Source organism: Rickettsia koreansis, from assembly GCF_046532895.1.
Classification (GTDB): Bacteria; Pseudomonadota; Alphaproteobacteria; order Rickettsiales; family Rickettsiaceae; genus Rickettsia; species Rickettsia rickettsii.
This window is the reverse complement of the sequence record NZ_WHLZ01000001.1, coordinates 714,627-735,193: the sequence shown is the minus strand read 5'-3', so window position 1 is coordinate 735,193 and position 20,567 is coordinate 714,627. Positions and strand designations below refer to the sequence as shown.

Here is a 20,567-nt window from a genome sequence, read left to right as displayed (position 1 = left end):
GTTTTAAGCTCGTAACTTGACGTTATATACTATTATATATATAATTATCTCATCTTTAAAATAATATAAAACAACAAAGCAAATGCTTAATAAAAAATATATCTCAATTTTAAAAAAATCCCCATGGAAAGATTTTGATTCTGATAAAGAAGATAACATATTTACAAGACCGCGTAAAAATCAATTTAATTTTGATCAATTTCAATGCCCGTTTAATTTCAATGCTAAAACAATAATTTTAGCTGTTGTCGCAGTGGTTGCTTTATGGTTCGCTTCGGGTATTTATGAAATAAAAGAAGGTGAAGAAGCAGCGGTAATAAGATTTGGGCGTTTTGTGCGTAAGGGCTACCCCGGGCTTAATTATCATTTACCGGCGCCTTTTGAAAAGATAATAGTTGAGAAAGTTAAACAATCACGTCGGATTGAGATTGGTTATCGTACAAATAGCTCTCTGCGTAGCGGTGGCGATAATACTAAAAATATTGCCGGTGAAAGTATAATGCTCACCGGTGATGAAAATATCATTGCTTTAAATTGTGACGTAATGTGGCATATTAATAATCTTGAAGATTTTATTTTTAACGTACAAAGACCTGCAGAAACAGTAAAAGCAACAGTCGAGAGTGCCGTTAGGGAAGTCATAGGCAATACTCCTATTTCTTGGGTATTATCCGATCAAAAACAGGAGATTACTTATAAAATAGAGAAATTAGCACAGAAGATATTGGATAGTTATAATGCTGGCGTTATGATTGAGAAAGTACAATTATTAAAAGCCGAGCCTCCTGCCGAAGTAATAGACGCTTATAGAGACGTGCAAACTTCAAAAGCAGATAAAGAAAAAGAAATAAATCAAGCTCAAGCCTATAATAATAAGATTTTGCCGGAAGCTAGAGGAGCGGCTGCAAAGATTATACAAGAAGCAGAAGGTTATAGAGCAGAAGTTATATCGAAAGCAGAAGGTGATAGCCAAAGATTTAATGCTATTTATAAACAATATGCTACAGGTAGGCAAGTAACTAGAGATAGATTATATTTAGAAGTAGTCGAAGAGATATTAGGCGGTTCAAATAAAACGATTATTAATAATGCACTACTGCCGCACATGGCTATTAAACCATAGGGGTGTTATGTCATTCCCGCGAAAGCGGGAATGACATCAAGAGTGTTTTTCACTCTATACACAAATGACATCTAAACAACAAGGAATATTAAATGCAACAAAAGATTTATTATATAATTTTTACAATTGTTTTTGGGCTGATACTGATTTCTAGCTCCTTATTTTCAGTTGACCAACGCCAATCTGCAGTAGTATTCCAGTTTGGTGAGGCAGTTAGAACTATAGAAAATCCAGGACTGAATATTAAAATCCCGTTTATTCAAAATGTTGAATTTTTTGATAAGCGTCTTTTAGATGTTGAGGTTGAGGCAAAAGAATTAACGGCTGCTGACGGTAAACGAGTTATTGTTGATGCCTACGCCAAATTCCAAATTAATAATCCCGTAATGTTTTATAAAACGGTACATGATTATCAAGGTGTGAAAATTAGGCTGACTCGTAATCTTGAATCGTCAATGCGTAAGGTGATAGGTAAAATCTCGCTAAGTAGCCTTTTAAGTCAGGAACGTAGTAACGTAATGTTAAATATCTTAAATCAAGTGGACGGTGAAGCTAAAAGCTTCGGTATTGATGTTGTAGATGTTAGAATTTTAAGAGCAGACTTACCAAAAGAAAATAGTGCGGCTATTTATCGTCGTATGCAAACGGCACGTGAAAAAGAAGCAACCCAAATTAGAGCGGAAGGACAAGAAGAAAGTGTGCGTATTCGTTCAAAAGCAGATAAAGAAAGTAAAATAATACTTGCTAAAGCTTATAGAGATGCACAAATTATTAAAGGTGACGGCGATGAGAAAGCAGCAAAAATATATAATTCTGCTTATTCAGTTGACCCGGAATTTTATAAATTTTATAGATCACTTTTAGTATATAAAAATTCTTTAAAGAAAGAGAATACTAATTTTGTAATTTCACCGGATGCTGAAGTTTTAAAATATCTAAATCTAACTAAGTAGTATACTAGTCTATCTACTTTTTATTTACTTGGAGTATATGGTTAATCTGAAAATAGTTCTTGTTATAATAGTTTTAATATCAAGTAACGTTGTTCTAGCAAAAGAAAATAGTAAGTCTTTAAAAGTAGCAGCTCAAGAAGAGAATGAATTTACGGAAATAAATTCTGCTCCTTTAAAAGTAAGTGAAGCCGCCCGTTATAGCTTTGCCGATATAGTTGAACCGTTAATTCCTGCAGTCGTTAATATTTCAACAATAGAATATGTTAATAGTAAATCAGAAAATGCCGAGAAAGATCCTCTGCAAGAAAAAGTTAATGATTTTTTAGAAAAGCTTAATATACCGCTGAATTTGGAAGAGGTTGATCAAACTCCGAAAAGTGTCCCGCTTGGTTCAGGATTTATTATTGAACCTAACGGCTTAATAGTGACAAACTATCATGTAATTGCAAATGTTGATAAAATTAATATAAAACTTGCAGATAATACCGAATTATCGGCTAAATTAATAGGTAACGATACTAAAACCGATTTAGCTCTCTTAAAAATAGATAGCGAGGAACCTCTACCTTTTGTTGAGTTTGGAGATTCAAATGATGCAAGAGTAGGAGATTGGGTTATTGCGATCGGTAATCCGTTCGGTAATCTAGGCAGTACGGTGACAAGCGGTATTATTTCTTCTAAAGGGCGGGATATCGATATAGATACGGACAATATAGTCGATAATTTTATTCAAACGGATGCTGCAATTAATAACGGTAATTCCGGTGGTCCTATGTTTAATTTGGATCAGAAAGTAATCGGCGTAAATACGGCAATTTTTTCACCGCTCGGTACTAATATAGGTATCGGTTTTGCAATACCGTCAAATACTGCAAAGCCTATAATCGAACGTCTTAAGAAAGATGGAAAAGTAAGTAGAGGACGCCTTGGAGTAACAATACAAGATTTAACCGAGGAAATTTCTGAAGGGCTAGGACTTAAAAATACTAGGGGGGTGTTAGTAGCTAAAGTACAAGAAGATGGTCCAGGTGATAAAGCGGGAATTAAAACAGGTGATATAATAATAGAGTTTGCAGATATACCGGTTAAAAATACTAAAAAATTACGTGTAATTATTGCAGATGCTCCTATTGATCAGGAAGTAAAAGTAAAAATACTTCGCGATAAAAAGGAGCTTGAATTACCTATTAAAATTACTTCGGATAATGAAGAGGTTACCAAAGATTCTACAGAAGAGACCAATAAGAAAGAAATAACAAATAAAGAAGAAAATAATTTATCTATTACTAAAAATAATATTACTTTTGGTAATTTGACTGAAGAACTAAGACAAAAATATACTATTCCTCAAGATAAAATGGGAATAGTTATAACCAATATTGATGAAGAAGAAAGTAGCTTCAAAATTGGTGATCTGATAACCAAGATTAATCAGGAAAGCATAGACGATATAAGTAAGCTAGAAGAATTATATGAAAGTGCTAAAAAATCAGATAAGCAAAATATTTTGCTCCTGATTGAAAGGGGTAGTAGTAATATGTTCGTACCATTGCAGGTTATATAAGATATAGTTTTCTATGTCATTCCCGCGAAGGCGGGAATGAAAAATAACCTTAACATTGATACAAAAATTACATATTTAATAAAATAAAGCTATAAAAATAAGTTTTTTATAGCTTTTGATGGATTCCCGCTTTCGCGGGAATGACATAGAATGTAAAAATAATACCTAAATAATTTATGAATGAAAAAATAGCAATTTTAAGTGCATATAGTTTTGTTAATATAGAAGAACCAGCGAATTTGATACCGAAACTTTTGCTTATCGGTAAAAGAAAATATGTTAGAGGTACTATTTTATTAGCTAATGAAGGTTTTAACGGTTCTTTTTCAGGTTCATATGAAAATGTAAATCTTGTACTTGAAGAATTGATAAAGCTGACCGGTCCCAAAGATGTTAACGTTAAAATAAATTATAGTGATGTTCATCCTTTTCAGAAATTGAAAGTCAGACTTAAGAAAGAGATCGTAGCAATGAACGTTGATGATTTAAATGTTGATTTGTTTAAAGGCGAATATATAGAGCCGAAAGATTGGGATGAATTTATCACAAAACAAGATGTTATAGTAATAGATACTCGAAATGATTATGAAATAGAGGTTGGTACATTTAAATCAGCAATTAATCCTAATACCAAAACATTTAAACAATTTCCTGCTTGGGTTCAGCAGAATCAAGAATTGCTCAAAGGTAAGAAAATTGCTATGGTTTGTACAGGTGGTATCAGGTGTGAAAAATCCACCAGCTTACTTAAAAGCATAGGTTATGATGAGGTATATCATTTAAAGGGTGGAATACTGCAATATCTAGCAGATACACAAAACAAGAACAATTTATGGCAAGGTGAATGTTTTGTCTTCGATGATAGGAGAGCAGTGACAGATGATTTATCGCCCGTAGAAAGACATTGGTTGCAGAGATAGATGTCGTTGACTGATTGAAACGTGTAGTATGTCATTCCCGCGAAAGCGGGAATCCAGAAAAAAGAGAGCTTTTAATTTTAAAAATTCAGTATATGTGTATTTTTTAATTACTGGATTCCCGCTTTCGCGGGAATGACATAACCCTTTTTTATTTATTAGAAATATATGACTAAAACCAAACAAGAAATTTATAATAAGCGTCCAACTTCACCGCATTTAACTATATATAAGCCGCAAATAAGTTCTACATTATCAATTTTGTATCGTATGACCGGCGTAGCTTTGTTTTTTGCGGTGTCAATCTTGGTGTGGTGGTTGATTCTTAGTAAATATGACAATAATTATTTACAGCTTGCTGAATGCTGTATTATAAAAATATGCTTAGTAGCTGTTAGCTACGCTTGGTTTTATCATTTATGTAACGGCATTCGGCATTTATTTTGGGATATCGGTTACGGTTTTTCTATAAAATTGGTTAATATCACCGGTGGGTGTGTAGTGGTAGGATCTGTATTATTAACGGTATTGTTATGGGTGTAGTAATTAAAAACGTCATTGCGAGGAGATGCGTAGCATCGACGTGGCAATCTCAGAAATAATAACAAATGCCTGAGATTGTTTGGTCAATTGCTATGCAATTTCCTCGCAATGACGAAAAGCTAAAACAAATAATAGAGAAAATTAATGGTATATGATTTTAAAGCAGAAATTGTAAAAGCAAAAAATAGCGGTTCTGCTAAAAGTGGTTCTCATCATTGGTTATTGCAAAGAGTAACGGGGATTATATTAGCTTTATGTTCTGTGTGGCTAATATATTTTACGTTAACCAACAAAAATAATGATATAAATATTATTATGTGGGAACTTAAAAAGCCTTTTAATGTAGTAGCTTTGTTAATTACGGTGGTTATTTCGTTGTATCATGCGATGCTTGGTATGCGTGTAGTAATTGAGGATTATATCAGTTGTTACAAATTACGTAATACATTGATTATAATAGTGCAATTATTTTGCATTGTTACTATTGTAGCTTTTGTAGTAGCGCTGTTTTATAAAGGATAAAAATTGTCATACCGCGGCTTGACTGCGGTATCCAGAAAACAATTTATAGCATTATTGTGTATTGAATTACTGGACCCCGTGGTCAAGCCATGGGGTGAAAGAGGTAGACAATTCACGTATCAGAATAATAAAAAATTAATTTAATGACCAAAGCGTATAATATCATTCATCATAAATTTGATGTAGTAGTTGTAGGTGCAGGCGGAGCAGGTCTTCGTTCTGCATTCGGTATGGCTAAAGAAAGGCTAAATACCGCTTGTATAACTAAGCTGTTCCCAACCCGTAGTCATACTGTGGCTGCTCAGGGTGGAATTAGTGCGGCTCTTGGGAATATGGGCGAAGATGATTGGCGTTGGCATATGTATGATACGGTAAAAGGTTCTGATTGGTTAGGTGATCAGGATGCCATTGAGTATATGTGCAAAAACGCTCCCGATGCGATTTTAGAGCTAGAGCATTACGGCGTACCTTTCTCAAGAACTGAAGAGGGAAAAATTTATCAGCGTCCTTTTGGAGGAATGACAACAGAGTACGGCAAAGGAAAAGCAGCGCAGCGTACATGTGCTGCGGCAGATCGTACGGGGCATGCTATACTTCATACTTTATATCAACAGTCACTAAAACATAAAGTACAGTTTTTCGTTGAGTATTTTGCTATTGATTTATTGATGGAAGATGGTGAATGTAGAGGCGTAGTTGCGTGGAATTTAGATGATGGTAGTCTGCATTGTTTTAGAGCTCATAATGTAGTGCTTGCAACGGGCGGATACGGGCGTGCTTATTTTTCGGCGACGTCTGCTCATACTTGTACGGGTGATGGGGGCGGCATGGCGATTAGAGCCGGTCTTCCACTGCAAGATATGGAATTTGTACAGTTCCATCCGACAGGTATATATTCGGCAGGCTGTCTTATTACCGAGGGGGCAAGAGGTGAAGGGGGATATCTCGTTAATGCAAACGGTGAGCGTTTTATGGAGCGTTATGCTCCTGCTGCAAAGGATTTAGCTTCAAGAGATGTAGTTTCAAGAGCAATGACTATAGAAATCAGAGAGGGGCGAGGAGTCGGCGAGCATAAAGATCATGTATTTTTACATTTAAATCATTTATCGCCTGAGATTTTACATAGTCGTTTGCCCGGTATCTCTGAGACGGCTAAAATTTTTGCCGGTGTTGACGTGACTAAAGAGCCGATACCGGTGCTTCCTACGGTACATTATAATATGGGTGGGATACCGACGAATTATCACGGTCAAGTCATAATCAAAGACGGTAAAAATCATAATAGCGTAGTAAAAGGGCTTATGGCAATCGGTGAAGCGGCTTGCGTATCGGTACACGGTGCTAACCGATTAGGATCAAATTCTTTGCTTGATTTAGTAGTATTTGGTAGAAGTTCTGCATTAAAAGCAGCCGCGCTTATTAAGCCTGCGAGTCCCCACAAGTCTATAAAAGAAGTAAGCCTTGAAAAAATTATAAATAGATTTGATAAAGCCCGTCACGCTAACGGTAATATTTTAGTTGCAGAGTTAAGGCTTAAAATGCAAAGAACTATGCAAAGCCATGCTTCGGTATTTAGAACTCAAGAGGTACTAGATGAAGGAGCAGGAATGATTAGTGAAATAAGAAGCGGCTATAAAGATATAAAAATTAACGATAAATCTTTAATTTGGAATAGCGATTTAGTGGAAGCCTTAGAGCTAGATAATCTACTTGATCAAGCTTTAGTAACGGTATATTCGGCAGCTGCAAGAAAAGAAAGCAGAGGAGCTCATGCACGTGAAGATTATCCTGATCGTAATGATGGGGATTGGATGAAGCATACTCTTAGCTCTATCGATGAAGCAGGTAAAGTAGTTCTTGATTATAAACCTGTGACTTTAACTACTTTAACCGATGAAGTAACAGCAGTCCCGCCGGTGAAGAGAGTTTACTGATTAATGTTCTTATGTCATTCCTACGAAAGCAGGAATCTAGAAACCTTTAATGTTATCCCGCGATTTAATCGTGGGATCCAAAAATGCTTATTTTTTAGATATCGCGGTTAAGCCGCGGTATGACAAGAAAAAAATATATATAAAATATGTTTGAGTATTTAATAAAATTCTATCCAAAAATCTTTTTTATTGTAGAGGGAACTTTGGTAACTTTAAAATATAGCGTTATTGCCGTTATATTCGGTTTAGTAATAGGGATGCTGCTCGCTATTTGTAAGGTAAATAAAAATCGTGCTTTAAGGCTTTTTGCAAATTTCTATACTTCTATTTTCAGAGGAACGCCTTTATTAATTCAATTAAGTATTATTTATTTTGCTTCACCTTATATCATAGGCATTAAATTTAGTGTGTTTATGGCGGGAGCTATTTCTTTTTCTCTTAATTCGGGAGCATATGTTTCCGAAGTAATCAGGGCAGGGATTAATGCAGTTGATAAAGGGCAGTTTGAAGCGGCTGAAGCTCTTGCTATTCCAAAGTTTTTAATAACGAAAGATATAATTTTGCCGCAAGCAGTTAAAAATATTTTTCCGTCATTAATAAATGAGCTTGTAAATTTGATTAAAGAATCAGCCATTATTTCTATGCTTGGAGAAATGGATTTAATGCGTAGAGCACAAATTGTATCAATTGAAACATATAATTATTTTGTTCCAATGCTTATTGCTGCGTGCTGTTACTATATTTTAGTGATGTTAATCAGCTTTATAGCAAAAATAATTGAGAAAAAAATGATTGTTAATTAAAACATACTTGCTTTTATGGAAAAAGTAATTATAATTTAAATTTAGTGTAATTTACAAATTCTTATAATTTGTATTTAGAAATGATGGAAAATAAAGGGTGGAAGTATTTTTCACCCTTTAATGATCGTATATATAAGTTTTTTTTGGAGTATTTTTTTAATGCCGACATATAATCAATTAGTACGTTTTGGGAGAAAGTCAAAAACTCGTAAGACCAAATCTCCTGCCTTAGAATCTAATCCTTTTAAAAGCGGTGTTTGCCTAGTTGTAAAAACCGTTACCCCTAAAAAGCCTAACTCTGCACTTCGTAAGATTGCAACGGTGCGTTTAAGTAATAAAAGAACCGTAAATGCATATATTCCTGGTGAAAAGCATAGTGTAAAGGAACATGATAGGGTATTAGTAAGAGGCGGTCAGGTTCCTGATCTTCCGGGGGTGAAATATCATATCGTACTTGGTGCTTATGATATTGCCGGGGTTAAAGGACGTAAGCAAGGTCGGTCACGTTACGGTGCTCCTCGTAAACAAGTTGCAGTTACAAAAAAATAAATTATTAGTTAGAGAGAAAAAATAAAATGTCACGTCGTCATGCCGCGGAAAAGCGAGTAATTTTACCTGATATGAAATATAACAGTATTTTACTGTCAAGATTTATCAATAATATTATGAAAGAAGGGAAGAAAGCCCTTGCAGAGAAAATTGTTTATTCAGCCTTTAATAAAATTGAAAAGAAGCATAGAGTTGATCCGTATCAAACCTTTAATAATGCTATGCATAACGTGAAGCCGCATTTAGAAGTAACTTCGGTTAGGGTTGGAGGAGCTAATTATCAAGTTCCGACGCATGTTGATGAAAGAAGAGGATATGCCCTTGCTAGCCGTTGGATTATTAATGCTGCGTCAAAACGTTCTGAAAAAATGATGATTGATAAACTTGCCGAAGAGCTATTTGAAGCTTCTAATAATAGAGGCGTTGCCATTAAGAAGAAAGAAGATACTCATAAAATGGCCGAAGCTAATAAAGCTTTCTCTCATTTTAGCCCTAAAAAAATGAAATAAGGTAGGGTATAATGAGTAAAATAAATAAACTTGAGCATATTCGTAATATCGGTATATGTGCTCACATTGATGCCGGTAAAACCACAACTACCGAACGTATTTTATATTATACCGGTAAATCGCATAAAATAGGTGAAGTTCATGAGGGCGGTGCTACCATGGATTGGATGGAACAAGAACAAGAACGCGGTATAACCATTACCTCAGCTGCTACTACTTGTAGATGGCAAGATAAAATAATTAATATTATCGATACTCCTGGACACGTTGACTTTACTATCGAAGTAGAGCGTTCGCTTCGTGTGCTTGACGGTGCGGTTGCAGTATTTGACGGTGTAGCAGGTGTTGAACCGCAGTCGGAAACGGTTTGGAGGCAAGCAGATAAATATAATGTTCCTAGAATGTGTTTTGTCAATAAAATGGACAGAATGGGAGCAGATTTTTATAGATGCGTTGAAATGCTCAAAGATCGTTTAGGAGCAAAACCGCTTGTTATTCAGTTGCCTGTAGGGATTGAAGAAAATTTTAAAGGTATAATTGATCTTGTTAAAATGAAAGCAGTGATTTGGAAAGATGAAGCACTTGGAGCTGAGTATTTTGAAGAAGATATACCTGCCGATATGAAAGATAAAGCTGAAGAATATCGTGCTAAATTACTTGATATGGTTGTTGAGTTAGATGATCATGTTATGGAAAAATATTTATCAGGTGAAGAAGTAACAGCAGAAGAGATTAAAAGATTAATCAGAAAAGGTACTATTTCAGCAGCATTTTATCCGGTTTTATGTGGTAGTGCTTTTAAAAATAAAGGGGTACAGCCTTTACTTGATGCCGTAGTAGATTTCCTACCTTCGCCTATTGATATAGGTATAGTAAAAGGTATAGAAGTAAGTACTGGTGAAGAAAAAGATTTCCCTATTTCGGTAACTGAGCCTTTTGCAGCTTTAGCATTTAAAATTATGAATGACCCGTTTGTCGGTTCATTAACTTTTATTAGAATATATTCAGGTAAAATTACTTCAGGAACAACTGTTATTAATACCGTAAAGAATAAAAGAGAAAAAATCGGTAGAATGCTATTAATGCATGCTAATAATCGTGAAGACGTAAAAGAAGCATCAGCAGGTGATATAGTAGCTTTAGCAGGTCTTAAAGATACTACCACAGGTGATACGTTATCCGATATTGATCAGCAAGTAATCTTAGAAAGAATGGAATTTCCAGAGCCGGTAATTGAGCTTGCGGTAGAACCTAAATCAACAGCCGATCAAGAAAAAATGGGCCTCGCACTTTCTCGTTTAGCAGCTGAAGATCCATCATTTAGAGTGTCAACTGATCATGAAACAGGACAAACAGTGATAAAAGGAATGGGAGAACTCCATTTAGAAATTATCATTGATCGTATGAGAAGAGAGTTTAAGGTCGAAGCAAATATTGGAGCTCCTCAAGTAGCATATCGTGAAACTATAACAAAAGCTTGTGAAATTGATTATACCCATAAGAAACAATCCGGCGGTGCAGGACAATTTGCTCGTGTAAAAATTATTTTTGAGCCTCTAAAAGAGGTAAAAGATCTAAAAGATGAAGATAAAAATAAAATTTTTGTCTTTGAAAGTAAAATCATCGGCGGTGCCGTGCCTAAAGAATATATACCAGGTGTTGAAAAAGGATTAAATAATATTAGAGAAACCGGTGTTATTGCCGGTTATCCTATGATTGATTTTAAAGCAACTTTAGTTGACGGTGCGTTTCATGATGTAGATTCTAGTGTACTTGCGTTTGAAATTGCTGCAAAGGCAGCATTTAGAGAAGGGATGCCGAAATGTAATCCTAAATTACTTGAGCCGATTATGCAAGTTGAAGTTATCACTCCTGATGAATATATGGGTGATATTATAGGCGATTTAAATAGTCGTAGAGGACAAATTCAAAGCATGGATCCAAGAGGGAATGCTCAAGTAGTCACTGCGAATGTTCCTTTAGCGGAAATGTTTGGTTATGTTAATACACTTAGGTCTTTATCGCAAGGTAGAGCTCAGTTTAGTATGATATTCTCTCATTATGATCAAGTACCGAGTCAAGTAGCTGATCTTATTAAGGCTAAAAAATAATTTAGGGGTGAGGTGTCACGTCTTACAGAAATAAATGTTGTTTTACCGTGGCAGCTTATAAATTAGAAGTACTGTTTATTATAGTAATTTTTTAATAATAACAAATATTTTTAATAAATTTTATTGATTTTTTATTAAAAATATGATAGGAGTGTAGCTCAATTGGTAGAGCGCCGGTCTCCAAAACCGGAGGTTGCGGGTTCGATACCTGTCGCTCCTGCCATTATAGGCTTAGAGCTTTTTTGCTATAAAATATAGAATTTTACAAAATTTGCTTATAGAGAGAAATTTGAAAGAGGTACTTCACCTCGAATCGCAGAGTACATACTAGTATGTGAGAATTCCAGTGCTGGATCATCGTCTCAATTGCCTCTAGAAGTAGAATTTTGTAAGAAGTCTAATAAATTACCTAACAAAAATATGTTTAAAGAATATAAAATTTATAAGTTTTTTGAACAAGTTAAACAAGAAACTTATAAGGTAGTTTGGCCAACTAGAAAAGAGCTTGTTGCTTCAACATTAGTAGTGGTAGTAGCAGTTTTTATTTTTAGCCTAATTTGTTTGGTACTTGATTATAGTATACATAACATAATGCAGCTTTTGCTTAATATCGGCAAATAGTATAAGGAATAAATTGTGACGAGTATAGATAATATATTGCCTTCTTCTGAAAAAAATGTAAAGCAGTGGTATGTAGTACATACGGCATCAGGAGCAGAGAAACGCATTAAAGAAGATATGCTTAGAAAAATCGCTAAACAGAACATGACGGATTTTTTTGAAGATATATTAATACCTGTTTTTGGAGTTTCTGAAGTTAAACGCGGTAAAAATGTCAAGGTAGAAAAAAAACTAATGCCGAGTTATATCTTGATAAAGATGAATATGACTGATAAATCTTGGCATTTAGTAAAAAATATATCTGGAGTAACCGGCTTTTTAGGAAGCAAAACCACGCCAAAAGCTCTTACAGAAAGTGAAATACAAAATGTTTTTAATAATTTGGAAGCAGAAGCTAAAGAAGCAAAGAATTCTAAATTGTATGAAGTTGGTGAAATAGTGACTGTTATAGACGGTCCTTTTGAAACTTTCATGGGTACAGTAGAAGAAATAGATCAAGAAAAAAATAGGTTAAAAGTTTCAGTTGCAATATTTGGTAAAGCAACTCCAATAGAACTAAATTTTAATCAAGTAAAGAAAAATGATTAAAAGTTGGACTAAATACGGTTTATAAATTACTTAAGCTGTATTGTGCTAATGTTCAGGATGTCATTGTTGCGGGATAATGCGTCGTCATTGCAAGCAGCAGTAGGCTGCGTGGCAATCTAGAAGAAATAATACCAAACTTCTGATTTACAGAATTTTTTTCTTCCTTGTTTTGTCAAAACTTACAGTTTTGCCTTGCAATGATGGGAAACAAGATCCATGCAATTGTTACAAAGTAATATTAATTTAAGAGAAAAATAAGGATATTTATAAATGTCTCAGAAAGCAATAAAAGGTTATATTAACTTGATAATTCCGGCTGCTGGAGCCACTCCTGCACCTCCTATAGGACCGGCCCTAGGACAAAGAAAAGTTAATATTGCAGCATTTTGTAAAGATTTTAATGATGCTACGCAAGGTATGGAAAAAGGAATACCTCTGCCAACCGTAATTACCGTTTATGAAGATAGTAGTTTTTCTTTTAAAATAAAAACTCCTCCTGCTTCGTACTTTTTAAAGAAGTATGCTAAAATTACTAAAGGTTCTAGTGCTACTAAAAAAGAAGCAGTAGTAGGTAAAGTTACTATGGATGATTGTCGTGAAATTGCAAAGTTAAAAATGCCTGATTTAAATACAAAAAATATTGAAGCAGCAACAAAAATTATTTGTGGTAGTGCTGCATCTATGGGACTTGAAGTAGTAGGGAATTAATTATTATGTCAAATAAGAAAGATGTCGCTGTAAAAATTAGCGGCGGTAAAAACATAAGAGAAGCTAGAGAAAAAGTAAAATCAGATACTTTATATAATTTAACAAATGCAGTTGAACGATTAAAATCAGCATCATATGTTAAATTTGATCCAACCTTAGAAATAGTTATGAAGCTTGGAATTGATCCTAGGCATTCCGATCAAATGGTACGTGGTGTAGTTAATTTACCTGCCGGTACAGGCAAAACCGTAAGAGTTGCCGTTATTTGTAAAGAAGAAAGAGAAGAAGAAGCTAAAAGTGCCGGAGCAGATTTAGTAGGTTCAACAAATATTATTGATGAAATTAAAGCAGGGAAAATTAATTTTGATGTATGTATAGCTACTCCCGATATGATGGCAGCTATAGGTTCAGTTGCAAGAATTTTAGGACCAAAAGGTTTAATGCCTAACCCTAAACTTGGTACCGTAACTTTAGATATTAAAAATGCTATTAAAAATGCTAAAAGCGGTCAGGTAGAATATAGAGCAGAGAAAGCAGGTATAATTCATGCAGGGCTTGGAAAATTATCTTTTTCAGACCAAGCTTTATTAAAAAATTTAAATGCGTTTATTGAGGCAGTAATTAAAGCAAAACCTGCCGGATTAAAAGGAAGTTATTTAAAAGCAATGTATTTATCTTCTACTATGGGAGCATCGGTACAAATAGATTTAACTAGTATAGCATAATTTTTATAGCCGTTTAACGGTAGTATAGTAATAATAAAAAAATTTTGTCATTTTTAGCATTTGTATCAGTTTAAATATATTAAACTGTATGATAAAAGGAGAATTAAAAGGTGTTAAGATCAGAAAAATCGGTAGCAGTAGAGGATATTGTAAATATTTATAAAGAATCGCCCTCTATAATTATTACTCATTATCACGGGTTAACCGTTAGTCAAATGAGTTCGCTTAGAGAATCACTTAAATCTAAAGAAGCAGGTTTTAAAGTAGTTAAAAATACTTTAGCAAAAATAGCTGCAAATCAAACAGGGCTTGATAGTATTGCTAATTTATTTGCGGGTCCTACTGCTATTGTTTATTCTAAAGAACCGGTTGAGATGGCAAAATTAGTAGTTAATTTTGCTAAGGCTAATGATAATCTTAATATTATCGGTGGAATAGTCGATAATCACGTATTAGATGAACATTCAATAAAAGAACTTTCTAAGCTACCTGCACTTAATGAGCTTAGGGGTAAAATTGTTGGGTTATTACAAGCACCGGCTACTAAGGTTGTAGGTGTTTTACAAGCCCCGTCTTCGAGTATGGCGAGAGTAATACAAGCACATGCTAGTAAAAATTAACTTAAAGGTTACTGCATCAGGTATTTTAATTGATAATTAAAGAGCTTTTATAGTTTTAAAAAAATCTTATAATTTGAAGCACAAAAGAATTTAATTAACTTTAAAATGCCTGATGTAGTAATCTCTCAATATAAAAAAAGTAAAAAGGAAAAAATTATGGCAGATTTAGCTAAAATTGAAGAACAATTATCATCATTAACGTTAATGCAAGCAGCTGAGCTTGTGAAAATGTTAGAAGAAAAATGGGGTGTATCTGCAGCAGCTCCTGTAGCTGTAGCAGCTGCCGGTGCTGCAGCTCCTGCGGCTGAAGCAGTAGCTGAAAAAACTGAGTTTGAAGTAGTTTTAACAGCTGCTGGTGACAAGAAAGTTGAAGTAATTAAAGTTGTGAAAGATATCACAGGTCTTGGTTTAATTGAAGCTAAGAAATTAGTTGATGAAGCTCCAAAGCCGATTAAAAGCAATGTGAAAAAAGCAGAAGCAGACGAAATCAAAGGTAAGTTAGAAGCTGCTGGAGCAAAAGTTGAATTAAAATAATTATTCTGCACTAGGTTCTGTAAAGAAAAGTTGAATTATTCGTATTTTAGATGTTTGTAAGTAAAAATTAATAAGATTTTTGTTGAAACAGTTGTTTTTATTCAAAGAAAAATCTTATAATTTTCAATCAAAAACAACTAAGTATAGATTAATTTTTTTTACAGGACCTAATGTTTTTGCATTACAGGTGAAATATTTTATAGCTTTAAATTAACTTCTTAAAATCCAAAAAGCCTTATTCAAATTTAATTACTAAAATAAGGCTTTTTGGATTTTAAGAAGTTAATTTAAAGCTAATTTAAGTTATTTTTTTGAAAATTGATTAAAATAATTTTGTTAACGTACCATACGTCTAGAAATTTAAATTATTGAAATTTTCTAGGTTCTGTGAACATAAGGAATAGCTACCTATTTTTTAAAAATATTATAATTTATTGCAACAAATAAATAACCAAAATCAAATCTTTTTGGAAATGTTCGTAGAGCCTACACAAGATCTAAATAAGAAACTTACTAGGTTTCTTTAATTTAAGTTCTATGTGAAAAATTTTAAAACAATATATTTTATTTTACTGTAAATTATAAGCATTTTATTGAAATAGGTATCTATTCCAATAAAAACTTTATTGTTTAAAATATAAATAATTTAAATTTTATATACAGAACCTAGGTTCTGAACACTTTTGATTAATGATTATAATTAGGAGATATTTTTAAGCGAAAATTAATAAGATTTTTGAGAGGAGAGTTTATTACTATTTCAAAAAAATCTTATGATTTACAGCTAAAAAGAGTCATAATTATGATTATTCTATTAAAAGTGCATAGGACCTAATCACTGTAATACGTGCAGTAATTTTATCAGTCAGGAGATTATATGGTTTCATTAAGGGATAATATAGAAGCACAACCCTTGTCACATAATAGAAGAATAAGAAAAAATTTCGGTCACATAAATTTAGTAGCAGATATACCGAATTTGATTGAAATTCAAAAAAATTCATATGAGAAAAACTTTCTACAGTTAAATATTAAAGATTCTGAAAGAAAAAACAAAGGTTTACAATCTATATTAAACTCAATTTTTCCTATTTCAGATTCCTCCAATATTGCTAATTTAGAATTTGTAAAATATGAATTCGATACTCCAAAATATGATGTAGAAGAGTGCAGTCAAAGAAGTTTAAGTTATGCTGCTCCTCTTAAAGTTACTTTAAGATTAAGTATTTGGGATATAGATGAGGATACTGGTACTAGAGAAATTAAAGGGATTAAAGAGCAAGAAGTATATATGGGTGATATCCCATTAATGACTAAAAACGGTACTTTTATTATCAACGGTACGGAAAGAGTAGTTGTATCACAAATGCATCGCTCACCTGGTGTATTCTTTTATCATGATGAAGGAAAAGTCCACTCTTCTGGCAAGCTTTTATATTCTGCTCGTGTTATTCCATATAGAGGATCTTGGCTTGATTTAGAATTCGACGCTAAAGATATTATTTATTTCAGGATTGATAGAAAAAGAAAGCTTTATACTACTACTTTGCTTAGAGCTATAGGTATGAGTACTGAAGAAATTATAAAATTTTATTATAATTCAGTAACTTATAAGCTTGTTAAAAATAAAGGTTGGGCGGTTAAATTTATACCTCAGCATATTACTGCTCATCGTTTAACAAGTGATTTAGTAGATGCAGATACCGGAAATATTCTACTGAAAGCAGGACAAAAAATTACTCCGCGTTTGGCTAAAAAATATTTTGGGGAAGGGCTTAATAATATTTTAGTAGCTCATGAAACTTTAATCGGCAAATATCTATCCGAAGATTTAAGAGATCCTGCAAGCGATGAAGTATTAGCAAAAATCGGTGAAATGATTACTGTTGATATGCTAAATGTTATTAATGATCTTAAAATTAAAAATGTTAACGTATTAGTAATCAATCCTCAATCCGGTCCATATATAAGGAACACCTTATTTGCTGATAAAAATCAGGATCGTGAGGCAGCATTATGTGAGATTTTCAGAGTTCTAAGACCAGGCGAACCTGCTAATATCGAAGCGGCTGAAAGTCTGTTTTATAATTTATTCTTTGATACGGAAAGATATGATCTTTCAGAAGTCGGGCGAATAAAAATGAATTCTAGGTTAGAGCTGAATATTTCTGAAGAAGTTACGGTTTTAACAATTGATGATATTAAAAATATCGTAAGAGTTTTAGTAGAGCTTAAAGACGGTAAAGGTATCATAGACGATATTGATCATTTAGGTAATAGAAGGGTTAGATCGGTAGGTGAATTGATAGAAAATCAATTTAGAATAGGTTTAGTCCGAATGGAAAAATCTGTAATTGAAAGGATGTCGGCAGGTGATGTTGATACCGTAATGCCTCATGATTTAGTAAATTCTAAAATTTTAGTTTCAGTAGTAAAAGAATTTTTTAGTACCTCCCAATTATCCCAATTTATGGATCAAACAAATCCATTATCGGAAATAACTCATAAAAGAAGGCTATCGGCACTCGGTCCCGGAGGTCTTAGTCGAGATCGGGCAGGTTTTGAGGTGCGTGATGTACATCCGACTCATTACGGTCGTATTTGTCCTATTGAAACACCTGAAGGTCAGAATATCGGGTTAATTAACTCTATGGCTACTTATGCTAGAATAAATAAACACGGTTTTATAGAGAGTCCGTATAGAAGAGTTAAAGATGGATGTGTAACCGATGAAGTGGTATATCTTTCTGCTATTGAAGAAGGTAAATACAAAATCGGACAAGCAAATTCTAAAGTTAATAAAGACGGAAAGCTGCAAGGAGAGTTTATTAATTGCCGTGTTGAAGGCGGTAATTTTGTAATGGTAGAACCGTATGAGGTAGACTTCATTGATGTGACTCCTATGCAGGTAGTATCGGTTGCGGCTTCTCTTATACCTTTCTTAGAAAACGATGATGCTAACCGTGCTTTGATGGGTTCAAACATGCAAAGACAAGCCGTTCCTTTAATTAAAACGGATGCACCTTTTGTAGGTACCGGAGTTGAAGGGGTAGTAGCTAAAGATTCCGGAGCGTCAGTGCTTGCATTACATGATGGTATTGTTGAGCAGGTAGATTCAAATAGAATCGTGATTAGAACTCTAGAACAAAAAGTTGACGGTTCTCCTTCGGTTGATATTTATAACTTACTAAAATTCCAAAAATCCAATCATAATACTTGTATAAATCAAAAGCCTTTAGTTAAGGTCGGTCATTACGTTAAGAAAAACGATATTATAGCTGACGGTCCTAGTACGGATAACGGTGAAATTGCTTTAGGTCGAAACGTGCTTGTGGCTTTCTTACCTTGGAACGGTTATAATTTTGAAGATTCCATTTTAATATCCGAACGTATAGTAAAAGAGGATGTATTTACATCTATTCATATTGAAGAGTTTGAAGTAATAGCTAGAGATACACGCCTTGGTCCTGAAGAAATTACCCGTGATATACCGAATGTAAGTGAAGAAGCGTTGCGTCATCTTGATGAGGTCGGAATAATTTATATAGGTGCAGAAGTAAAAGCCGGTGATATTTTAGTTGGAAAAGTAACACCAAAAAGTGAATCGCCTATTACTCCTGAAGAGAAGCTACTACGTGCTATTTTCGGGGAAAAAGCTTTTGATGTAAAAGATTCATCGCTGCATGTACCTTCCGGAGTTAGTGGAACTGTAGTAGAAGTAAGGGTATTTTCTCGTAGAGGTGTAGAAAAAGACCAGCGCGCTATTGCTATTGAAAAACAACAAATTGAAAAATTTGCAAAAGACAGAGACGATGAATTAGAAATTATTGAGCATTTTGTGTTTAGTTGGCTTGAAAAGCTTTTAGTAGGGCAGGTGATTATTAACGGTCCTAAGCAAGTAAAAGTAGGACAAACTATTACTACTGAAATGCTAAAAGGCTTATCTAAAGGGCAATTTTGGCAGATTACCGTGGAAGATGCAAATGTAATGAATGAAATAGAGCAGATAAAGACTCATTATGATGAGAAAAAAGAGGCTCTTGATAAAAGATTTGCTACTAAGGTAGAGAAATTGCAAAGTGGTGATGATTTACCTCAGGGAGCTTTAAAAGTAGTAAAAGTATTTATTGCAACTAAGCATAAATTACAACCCGGGGATAAAATGGCAGGAAGACACGGAAATAAAGGTGTTATTTCACGTATCGTACCTGAAGAAGATATGCCGTTTTTAGAAGATGGAACTGTGGTAGATATCATTCTTAACCCTCTAGGTCTTCCGTCTCGTATGAATATAGGACAGATTTTAGAAACGCATCTTGGGTGGGCATCAATAAATTTAGCAAAAAAAATATCTACCTTAGTAAAGAAATATAAAAATAAACATATAGGTATTGAGCAGATTAAGAAATTCTTAATTGAACTGTATGGAGAAAATATTAATTCTATACTTGAAAGACCGGAAGAAGAGATTATTTCTTTTTGTAAGAAAGTAAGTAAAGGCGTACATTTTGCAACTCCTGTATTTGACGGAGCAAAAGTTCAGGACGTTAAAGATATGCTAAAGCTTGCCGGTCAAGACCCTTCAGGACAAGTGAAATTAATTGACGGTAGAACCGGTGAATATTTTGATCGTCTAGTAACCGTCGGACAGAAATATTTGCTGAAATTGCATCATTTAGTCGATAATAAAATTCACTCCCGTTCTATAGGGCCTTATAGCTTAGTAACGCAGCAACCACTTGGAGGTAAGTCTCATTTCGGCGGACAGCGTTTCGGGGAAATGGAATGCTGGGCATTACAAGCTTACGGTGCAGCTTATACGTTACAGGAAATGTTAACGGTTAAGTCGGATGACGTAAACGGTAGGATCAAAACTTATGATTCTATAGTACGTGGTGAAAATAATTTTGAATCAGGCATTCCTGAATCATTTAATGTTATGATAAAAGAATTTAGATCTTTATGTCTTAACGTAAAGCTTGAAGTAACTTCAAGTTAAGCAAGACAGGTCATTTAAACAGATAAAAAACTTGTTTTTTATCTGTTTTACTAGATTCCCGCTTTTGCGGGAATGACATATAGGGTGCAATAAGAACTCTGGGTAGACGAAGGTCAATTTCAAAAAGAGCTAGGAGTTCACAAGGCGAGGAGCGGAGCGTATACTTAATACGTGAGCACCGCAGAACTTGTAGAACGACAACGCCAATTTTTGAAATTCACCGAGTATATACGAGTAATTTTTA

The 20,567-nt window shown here is 34.0% G+C and carries 18 protein-coding genes and 1 tRNA gene; all 19 read left to right on the top strand.

Translation table 11 applies throughout. The features are described from left to right. The first annotated feature begins 82 nt into the window (after positions 1-82). The 19 genes from hflK (at position 83) to rpoB (ending at position 20,323) form a co-directional block, all read left to right on the top strand. Positions 83-1,123: an FtsH protease activity modulator HflK gene (hflK, locus tag GCO76_RS04110; RefSeq protein WP_410956256.1), complete on the top strand. Its 1,041-nt coding sequence runs from the start codon at positions 83-85 to the stop codon at positions 1,121-1,123. 92 nt (positions 1,124-1,215) lie between these two features. Then, positions 1,216-2,076 (top strand): protease modulator HflC, encoded by an 861-nt coding sequence (gene hflC, locus GCO76_RS04105; RefSeq protein WP_004996654.1) that lies wholly within the window; start codon positions 1,216-1,218, stop codon positions 2,074-2,076. Between the two features lie 37 nt (positions 2,077-2,113). Beyond that, positions 2,114-3,640, top strand: coding sequence for a Do family serine endopeptidase (locus GCO76_RS04100; protein ID WP_410956255.1), 1,527 nt, complete (start codon positions 2,114-2,116; stop codon positions 3,638-3,640). A gap of 176 nt (positions 3,641-3,816) precedes the next feature. Further along, positions 3,817-4,560: an oxygen-dependent tRNA uridine(34) hydroxylase TrhO gene (gene trhO / locus GCO76_RS04095; protein ID WP_410956254.1), complete on the top strand. Its 744-nt coding sequence runs from the start codon at positions 3,817-3,819 to the stop codon at positions 4,558-4,560. A gap of 165 nt (positions 4,561-4,725) precedes the next feature. Beyond that, positions 4,726-5,100: a succinate dehydrogenase, cytochrome b556 subunit gene (gene sdhC / locus GCO76_RS04090; protein WP_410956253.1), complete on the top strand. Its 375-nt coding sequence runs from the start codon at positions 4,726-4,728 to the stop codon at positions 5,098-5,100. A gap of 144 nt (positions 5,101-5,244) precedes the next feature. Next, entirely contained in the window at positions 5,245-5,622 is a 378-nt protein-coding gene (gene sdhD / locus GCO76_RS04085) for a succinate dehydrogenase, hydrophobic membrane anchor protein (RefSeq protein ID WP_014013881.1), read from the top strand. A gap of 143 nt (positions 5,623-5,765) precedes the next feature. Then, a complete protein-coding gene (gene sdhA / locus GCO76_RS04080) occupies positions 5,766-7,556 on the top strand; it encodes a succinate dehydrogenase flavoprotein subunit (RefSeq protein WP_410956252.1) in 1,791 nt (596 codons plus the stop codon). Positions 7,557-7,702: 146 nt separating this feature from the next. Continuing rightward, positions 7,703-8,359 (top strand): amino acid ABC transporter permease, encoded by a 657-nt coding sequence (locus GCO76_RS04075; protein ID WP_410956251.1) that lies wholly within the window; start codon positions 7,703-7,705, stop codon positions 8,357-8,359. Between the two features lie 159 nt (positions 8,360-8,518). Next, positions 8,519-8,908: a 30S ribosomal protein S12 gene (rpsL, locus tag GCO76_RS04070; RefSeq protein ID WP_004996647.1), complete on the top strand. Its 390-nt coding sequence runs from the start codon at positions 8,519-8,521 to the stop codon at positions 8,906-8,908. Positions 8,909-8,934: 26 nt separating this feature from the next. Then, positions 8,935-9,417, top strand: a complete 483-nt coding sequence (rpsG, locus tag GCO76_RS04065; RefSeq protein ID WP_004996646.1) for a 30S ribosomal protein S7 — start codon at positions 8,935-8,937, stop codon at positions 9,415-9,417. Positions 9,418-9,428: 11 nt separating this feature from the next. Next, positions 9,429-11,528, top strand: coding sequence for an elongation factor G (fusA, locus tag GCO76_RS04060; protein WP_410956250.1), 2,100 nt, complete (start codon positions 9,429-9,431; stop codon positions 11,526-11,528). 147 nt (positions 11,529-11,675) lie between these two features. Continuing rightward, positions 11,676-11,751 (top strand) — tRNA-Trp (locus GCO76_RS04055). A gap of 197 nt (positions 11,752-11,948) precedes the next feature. Further along, entirely contained in the window at positions 11,949-12,149 is a 201-nt protein-coding gene (secE, locus tag GCO76_RS04050; protein WP_004996644.1) for a preprotein translocase subunit SecE, read from the top strand. A gap of 12 nt (positions 12,150-12,161) precedes the next feature. After that, positions 12,162-12,737: a transcription termination/antitermination protein NusG gene (gene nusG / locus GCO76_RS04045; protein WP_410525782.1), complete on the top strand. Its 576-nt coding sequence runs from the start codon at positions 12,162-12,164 to the stop codon at positions 12,735-12,737. 270 nt (positions 12,738-13,007) lie between these two features. Further along, complete coding sequence (gene rplK, locus GCO76_RS04040; RefSeq protein WP_004996639.1) at positions 13,008-13,445, top strand: 50S ribosomal protein L11; 438 nt, start codon at positions 13,008-13,010, stop codon at positions 13,443-13,445. A gap of 5 nt (positions 13,446-13,450) precedes the next feature. After that, positions 13,451-14,170: a 50S ribosomal protein L1 gene (rplA, locus tag GCO76_RS04035; protein WP_014013888.1), complete on the top strand. Its 720-nt coding sequence runs from the start codon at positions 13,451-13,453 to the stop codon at positions 14,168-14,170. Positions 14,171-14,280: 110 nt separating this feature from the next. After that, positions 14,281-14,790: a 50S ribosomal protein L10 gene (rplJ, locus tag GCO76_RS04030; RefSeq protein WP_103897292.1), complete on the top strand. Its 510-nt coding sequence runs from the start codon at positions 14,281-14,283 to the stop codon at positions 14,788-14,790. Between the two features lie 156 nt (positions 14,791-14,946). Continuing rightward, the gene (gene rplL, locus GCO76_RS04025) at positions 14,947-15,324 is read left to right on the top strand and encodes a 50S ribosomal protein L7/L12 (RefSeq protein ID WP_014273192.1); all 378 of its coding nucleotides are present in this window, start codon (positions 14,947-14,949) and stop codon (positions 15,322-15,324) included. An 877-nt stretch (positions 15,325-16,201) separates the two neighbouring features. Further along, positions 16,202-20,323, top strand: coding sequence for a DNA-directed RNA polymerase subunit beta (gene rpoB / locus GCO76_RS04020; protein WP_410956249.1), 4,122 nt, complete (start codon positions 16,202-16,204; stop codon positions 20,321-20,323). Positions 20,324-20,567: the final 244 nt, after the last annotated feature.